Annotated in this window: 9 protein-coding genes; 5 read left to right on the top strand and 4 right to left on the bottom strand. The window is 31.1% G+C overall.

Annotated elements, in window-relative coordinates; all coding sequences use genetic code 11:
- Positions 1-7: 7 nt before the first annotated feature.
- A complete protein-coding gene (locus N5E64_RS09475; protein ID WP_125350500.1) occupies positions 8-733 on the top strand; it encodes a pyridoxine 5'-phosphate synthase in 726 nt (241 codons plus the stop codon).
- A gap of 3 nt (positions 734-736) precedes the next feature.
- Positions 737-1,513 carry an alpha/beta fold hydrolase gene (locus N5E64_RS09480; RefSeq protein WP_125350501.1) on the top strand — a complete coding sequence of 259 codons (777 nt, stop codon included), beginning with the start codon at positions 737-739 and terminating at the stop codon, positions 1,511-1,513.
- 88 nt (positions 1,514-1,601) lie between these two features.
- On the opposite strand, the gene N5E64_RS09485 is transcribed toward N5E64_RS09480, so the two are convergent.
- Positions 1,602-2,141, bottom strand: a complete 540-nt coding sequence (locus tag N5E64_RS09485; RefSeq protein ID WP_280037284.1) for a GNAT family N-acetyltransferase — start codon at positions 2,139-2,141, stop codon at positions 1,602-1,604.
- Complete coding sequence (locus N5E64_RS09490; RefSeq protein WP_280037285.1) at positions 2,132-3,145, bottom strand: ABC transporter ATP-binding protein; 1,014 nt, start codon at positions 3,143-3,145, stop codon at positions 2,132-2,134. The genes N5E64_RS09485 and N5E64_RS09490 overlap by 10 nt, the downstream gene beginning before the upstream one ends.
- Before the next feature lie 100 nt (positions 3,146-3,245).
- Between N5E64_RS09490 and N5E64_RS09495 the strand changes: the two genes are divergently transcribed.
- From N5E64_RS09495 to N5E64_RS09505, 3 genes are all read left to right on the top strand, one after another.
- Positions 3,246-3,932, top strand: a complete 687-nt coding sequence (locus N5E64_RS09495) for a YceI family protein (RefSeq protein ID WP_280037287.1) — start codon at positions 3,246-3,248, stop codon at positions 3,930-3,932.
- A gap of 161 nt (positions 3,933-4,093) precedes the next feature.
- Positions 4,094-4,594: a hypothetical protein gene (locus tag N5E64_RS09500; protein ID WP_038335039.1), complete on the top strand. Its 501-nt coding sequence runs from the start codon at positions 4,094-4,096 to the stop codon at positions 4,592-4,594.
- A gap of 55 nt (positions 4,595-4,649) precedes the next feature.
- Positions 4,650-5,210, top strand: coding sequence for a cytochrome b/b6 domain-containing protein (locus tag N5E64_RS09505; RefSeq protein ID WP_280037289.1), 561 nt, complete (start codon positions 4,650-4,652; stop codon positions 5,208-5,210).
- Positions 5,211-5,242: 32 nt separating this feature from the next.
- Here the strand turns inward: N5E64_RS09505 and N5E64_RS09510 are convergent, their stop codons facing one another.
- The gene (locus tag N5E64_RS09510; protein ID WP_038335037.1) at positions 5,243-5,764 is read right to left on the bottom strand and encodes a hypothetical protein; all 522 of its coding nucleotides are present in this window, start codon (positions 5,762-5,764) and stop codon (positions 5,243-5,245) included.
- A 35-nt stretch (positions 5,765-5,799) separates the two neighbouring features.
- The coding region (locus tag N5E64_RS09515; RefSeq protein ID WP_280037291.1) for a DUF423 domain-containing protein at positions 5,800-6,058 on the bottom strand (259 nt) is incomplete at its 5' end.

Consider the following 6,058-nt stretch of genomic DNA (forward strand, 5'->3'; position numbering starts at 1 on the left):
TAAAATCATGACTAAATTAAGTGTTAATATAAATAAAATTGCTACAATTCGTAATGCGCGTGGTGGAAATACGCCAAATCTTGTAGAAGCGGCAATCAAAATTCAGGAATTCGGAGGACAAGGAATTACGATTCATCCGCGTCCAGACGAACGTCATATTCGTTACCAAGATGTCTACGATTTGAAACCTGTTGTAACAACTGAATTTAATATTGAAGGAAAACCGATTGATAGTTTTATGGAATTGGTTTTAAACTCAAAACCAGAACAAGTTACCTTGGTTCCTGATGCAGAAGATGCGATTACATCAAATGCTGGTTGGGATACAATCAAACATTTTGATTATTTAACAGATGTGATTAAAACGTTTAAAGATGCTGGAATCAGAACTTCTATTTTCTTAGATCCAAATCCTGCTTTAATTGAAAGTGCTGCGAAAACTGGTGCTGATCGAATCGAGTTGTACACAGAAGAATTTGCGACGCAATACGGTTTAGGAAATCTTGACGCAATTCTTCCTTACAAAGAAACAGCAAAATTAGCAATCGAAAATGGATTGGCTGTAAATGCTGGACACGATTTGAGTTTAGATAATATTGAATATTTTATTCGCGAAATTCCAACAATTGCCGAAGTTTCTATTGGTCACGCGTTAATTTCTGAAGCTCTATATTTAGGTTTAGAAAATACGATACAAGCGTATTTACGTAAAATTGAATTAGCAAATTTGTAGAAAATGGCAGAAATATTACATAGCAAAATTGTCGGCTCTGGTGAAAAACATTTATTGGTTTTTCATGGATTGTTTGGACAATTGGATAATTGGAGCACATTAGGAAAACATTTTGGCGAATATTTTACAACACATTTGATTGATTTACGCAATCATGGACGTAGTTTTCATAGCGAAGATTCTTCTTTGGCAGCGATGACGCAAGATATCGTGAATTATATGGATGCAAATTCTATCGAAAAAGCACATTTGTTGGGACATTCACTTGGCGGAAGAATTGTGATTGATTTTGCGATGATTCATCAAAATAGATTAGATCATTTGATTGTAGCTGATATGGCACCAAAAGCTTATCAACCTCATCATAATGCGATTTTCAAAGCGTTGAAATCTGTTAATTTTGATCAAGTTGAAACTCGAAAAGATGTAGAAACGACTTTGGAACAATATATTCCTGAAATTGGTGTGCGACAATTTTTATTGAAAAACGTTTACCACGCCGAGAATGGTAAATATGCTTTTCGATTCAATTTAGATATTTTGGATAAATTTTATCAAGAGATGATTGGTTCTGAATTGTTGAAAGGCGAATTTGATGGTCCAACTTTATTTTTGGGTGGCGCAAATTCAAATTACATTATGCCAGAAGATGAAATGATTATCAAGGAGCGTTTTCCAAATGCGGAAATCAAGAAAATTGCAAATGCAGGACATTGGTTACATGCCGAAAATCCGAAAGATTTTACAGCAGAAGTTTTAGATTTCTTGTTGAATAAATAAAAACAAAAAAGCGAAATTCATAATTTGAATTTCGCTTTTTTTATATCTGATTATCATTCCAAGTTTATCGAAAAATCTATTCTTTTCTTTAACTCAATTTATTTTCTCTCAACAACGACCAATAAATCATAGTTGAATCTCGACTCAATTCAGAGAAATTTAGTTTTTTCAACAACTTGGTTGAACTTATATTTTCTATCAAACAACAAGCGGTTACTTCTTCTAAAGTTTCTTTTGTAAATGCCCAATTTATCAATTCCGCAGCTGCTTCAACGGCAAAACCTTGCTTTCTTTCTGCTTCGATAATTCCATAACCAATATCACAACTTCTTCCAACAAAATTATAACCTTTAAAACCAATGTCACCAATTATTTCTCGTGTTGATTTCTTGATAATCATCCACGATTCGAAACCTGTTGGTGCATCAACTTTAGACAAGTTCACAATAATTCGAGGCAATGTTTCGATTACATCTGCATCTGGCCAACCTTTTCCTCTAATCAAATTTAATTGCTCTAAATCGGTATAATTATTTTGTAATATATTTTCGCAAATGGAAATCGTGAATGGCATCAAAATTAATCGTTCGCTACACAATTCCGTTACTTGTAAACTTTCTAAATGCATAATTGATGAAATTTTATAACTTCAAAATGTATCAACTCATCTTTCATTAATTTTTGAGAAGAATAAGTCAACAATTCAATGTTTTTGAATGTAAATCTTACCAAATAATCTCTTCCCTGAAATTTTGATAAAATTACTTTTCCTTCAAATTTTCCATTTTTAGAAATTGCAATTTCTTCTGGATAAATGACAATTTTAGAAGAATAAATTCCTAAATCTTGTGAATCATCCAACACATTTACATAACCAAAAAGTTTGGCCACATAAGTTGTCGCAGGAGAATTTCGCACATTCTCGACCTCATCATACTGAATCATTTTTCCGTTTTGCAAAACTAAAATTTTATCCGAAGTATAAAAAGCATCACTCAAATCATGTGTTGTAAAAATCACTGTAATTTGATGCGCTTTACACCAATCCATAATTTTTTCTCGAATGGTTAATTTTAATATTTGATCTAAATTAGAAAAAGGTTCATCCAACAACAAAATTTCGGGTTGTTGTGCCAAAGCTCGTGCAATAGACACACGCTGTCGCTGACCACCACTCAACTTATTCGGAAAAATATGTTTATACTCTAACATTTCAACAACCGTTAACGCTTCGTCAATTTGTTGTTGTTTAAGCTCTAAATCAAAATTACTTAAAAATTTCCCGACATTCTCACCAACCGTTACAAAATCTAACAAATCATAATCTTGCGCTACGTATTTCATCATCTTATGACCTGGAATCAAGTTATAAGCAGGTCCGCGTAATTTTTTGGTATGATAGTAAATTTCTCCTTCTTTAAAATCCAACAATCCATAAATCAATTTCAGTAAAGTTGATTTTCCACTTCCACTTTCTCCGATAATACTTACCACTTCGCCTTTGTTAACTGCAAAATTGATGTTATCGAGTACTTTTTCTTCGAAATCTGGATAATTATAACTGAGTTGTTTTACGTTTAGCACGATTGAATAATTTTTCTTATGTTTGGCTAAGGTATTAGATTTATTCAATATGAAATAATTGTTTAATTATTTCATTTATTGATATAAATCAATATCAACTATTAATTTATATTATAGTTTTGTAAAAGAAAAAATTAAAAAAAGCAATATGAAAAAATTATTCTTAGGATTGGCTGTTGTTTCTGCTGTTGCATTAACTTCTTGTGGAGGAAAAACTGAAACTAAAGCTGCAACTGAAGCTCAAGAAGGAGCAACATCAACTGAAGGAGCTGCAGAATATGCTGTTGATACAACTGCATCTGTTGTAAATTGGAAAGGTGGAAAAACTTTTGACGATATTAACAAACCAGAAGAAGGTCACTACGGAGTTGTAAAATTAAAAGAAGGTTCTGTAAAAGTACACGACGGAGTTTTAGAATCAGGAAAATTTGTTGCTGATTTTGCTTCTTTCGAATCTAAAGATTTAGATGCTGATGCAGAAAGCAAAGGAAAATTAGACGGACACTTAAAATCTGCTGATTTCTTAGACGTTGAAAAATTCCCAACTGCAACTTTCGAAATTACAGGAGTTAAAGCTTTAGAAGGTGGAGATTACAATTCAGAAATTTCTGGAAACTTAGATTTCCGTGGAGTTCCTAAAAATGTTACTTTCAAAGCTAATGTAACTGTTAATACGAATGGTGTAACAATCAAATCTGAAGAATTCGGAATAAACCGTAAAGATTTCGGAATTGCATTCGTAGGTGCTGGAGGTTCTATCATAAAAGACGAAGTTTTATTACAAGTAGATTTATCAGCTAAACCAGCTGCTGCAACTGAAGAAGCTGCAAAATAATCGAATTGAATATTCAAAAAATAATAGAAGCCATTTATCTTAGATAGATGGCTTTTTTGTTTTAGAGGCGAAAAAATATAATTTCTCTCATTTTTTTTGTGATAATTAATTGAACTTAATTATATTCGTACTCATAATTAATAACATACATTAACAAAACAATGAAAACAATTAAGTTCTTCCATCCGGATGAAACATTTAATTATAATATTGAAAAATCGTTATGCAAAGTCGTTTTTCAAGGAAATAAAAAATGTTTGTTGGTCGAAATACATTCGACTGATGACTTAGAACACGTAGAAGGCGATTCGTTACAAAACGATTTTCCTCAACTTTCTTTATTTATTGATGATTTTCCTTTGGACGTAGAATCTGTAGAAGAATTAAACGGTAAAAAAGTTTCTATTCCTTACGGTTTTGCCGAGGAAGAAGACGAAGAAGGTGAAACTGTGGAAGTATATTACACAACGTTGAATGTTTCGGAAGAAGATTACGAAACAGTAAACAACGAATTAACTTTTAGTGTAAACGATAAAGGAATTTTGACCTTGAACTGGAAAGGTGAAGTGCAAGATTTTGTAGAAGAATCTGAAAAAGATATTCCTTTCGAAATAGAATGTACATTTGAAGAATTCGAATTCACAGAAGACGATTTTGAATAAAAAAATACGACAAAAACCTCTCAATTTTGAGAGGTTTTTTTAATCACTATAAATTATGAAAAAGTTTACTTTAACTCATCGATTATTACATTGGACAATCGGAATATCGATGATAATGCTTTTCTTAACTGGTTTTTTGAGAATGGAATGGATGAGTAAAAAAAATCTTTCTGCTTTGATTACTAATGAAGTTTCAAAAGAAGGTTTAAACATTTCTGACGCTACTTTAAAAACAATTGGAAGAAGTTCTTTAGAACCAATGTGGCAATGGCACGAAATATTTGCTTATATCGCTTTAGGTCTTTTTGCTGTCCGAATTGTTTATATGCTGGTAAAGGGAATCCGATTTCCTAATCCTTTGAAAAGTCATTCAACATCCGAAAAATTTCAGGGAATAATTTATATGATTTTCTATTTGTTAATGCTAATTAATATTGTGACAGGATTTTATTTAATGTGGGGAAATGGAACTTACAAAGACCCTATGGAAGAACTGCATAAAACTGCAATATATTGGTTTCCTATCTTCTTTCTCATTCATCTCATAGGAGTTATTATCGATGAAGTCAATAAAAATTCTGGAATTGTTTCGAAAATGATAAATGGTAAAGATTAAAAATAAAAAAGACACTTTATAAAGTGTCCTTTTTATTTAAACATTTGATATATTTTATCTTTTTCGTAACCTTCGATAGTTACTTTTTGATCAGTACTATAAAATGTATATTCTTTACGATTATCTGTATCTATAATATAATTCGGAAAAGATTTATTTGGTCTTCTCATTCTTGCTTCTTTGAGAGTTTTTCGATCCTTGTTAGATATCAAAAAAGTCTTTTTATCAAGAATCAAAAAATAATATTCTTTTTGCAACGAATAATAGTTGCTTGACGATTTTACAGTTAAAATTAATTTATTATCCTTTACTTGATAAGTTCCTTCAGCAAAACCATAATTAGCATTATTAATTTCTTTACCGTTTCTGTCTAACTCTACAATACAGCTAAGAAAAACAGACTTGTATTTGAATTGTTGATTATTAAACAATTTCAATTCAAAGTTGCTATGTTTAAAGATTAAAGGAGTCGTCAATACTAATTTATCTTGCGCTTTTGTATTAATTGCAAGTAAAAATAATAATCCAAGCAATAATTTATTCCACAAATTCATATAACTGGTTAACAATTATATAAATTTAAAGAAAATTATTTTCCTTTCATAAAAATCCAAGCCAATAAACCCCAACCGATAATCATGAATAATCCTCCAAGTGGCGTAATTGGTCCTAAAAATTTAAGGTTTGCATTCCAATGTTCTGCGAATGACAACAAATAGATACTTACAGAAAAAACAAATGTTCCGGCAATTAAACACCAAGCTGCAGAACGTTCTAATCCGTTATTAAATTGAAAATACATTCCAACAGCTAACAAAACAATTGCGTGATACATTTGATAACGTACT

Source organism: Empedobacter sp. GD03739 (genome assembly GCF_029843245.1).
Classification (GTDB): domain Bacteria; phylum Bacteroidota; class Bacteroidia; order Flavobacteriales; family Weeksellaceae; genus Empedobacter; species Empedobacter falsenii_B.

What these genes read in the sequence shown, in the direction of transcription:
- N5E64_RS09495 (WP_280037287.1), top strand. Translation starts at nt 3,246, where the DNA reads ATGAAAAAATTATTCTTAGGATTGGCTGTTGTTTCTGCTGTTGCATTA.
- N5E64_RS09500 (WP_038335039.1), top strand. Translation starts at nt 4,094, where the DNA reads ATGAAAACAATTAAGTTCTTCCATCCGGATGAAACATTTAATTATAAT.
- N5E64_RS09480 (WP_125350501.1), top strand. Translation starts at nt 737, where the DNA reads ATGGCAGAAATATTACATAGCAAAATTGTCGGCTCTGGTGAAAAACAT.
- N5E64_RS09485 (WP_280037284.1), bottom strand. Translation starts at nt 2,141, where the DNA reads ATGCATTTAGAAAGTTTACAAGTAACGGAATTGTGTAGCGAACGATTA.
- N5E64_RS09475 (WP_125350500.1), top strand. Translation starts at nt 8, where the DNA reads ATGACTAAATTAAGTGTTAATATAAATAAAATTGCTACAATTCGTAAT.
- N5E64_RS09505 (WP_280037289.1), top strand. Translation starts at nt 4,650, where the DNA reads ATGAAAAAGTTTACTTTAACTCATCGATTATTACATTGGACAATCGGA.
- N5E64_RS09510 (WP_038335037.1), bottom strand. Translation starts at nt 5,764, where the DNA reads ATGAATTTGTGGAATAAATTATTGCTTGGATTATTATTTTTACTTGCA.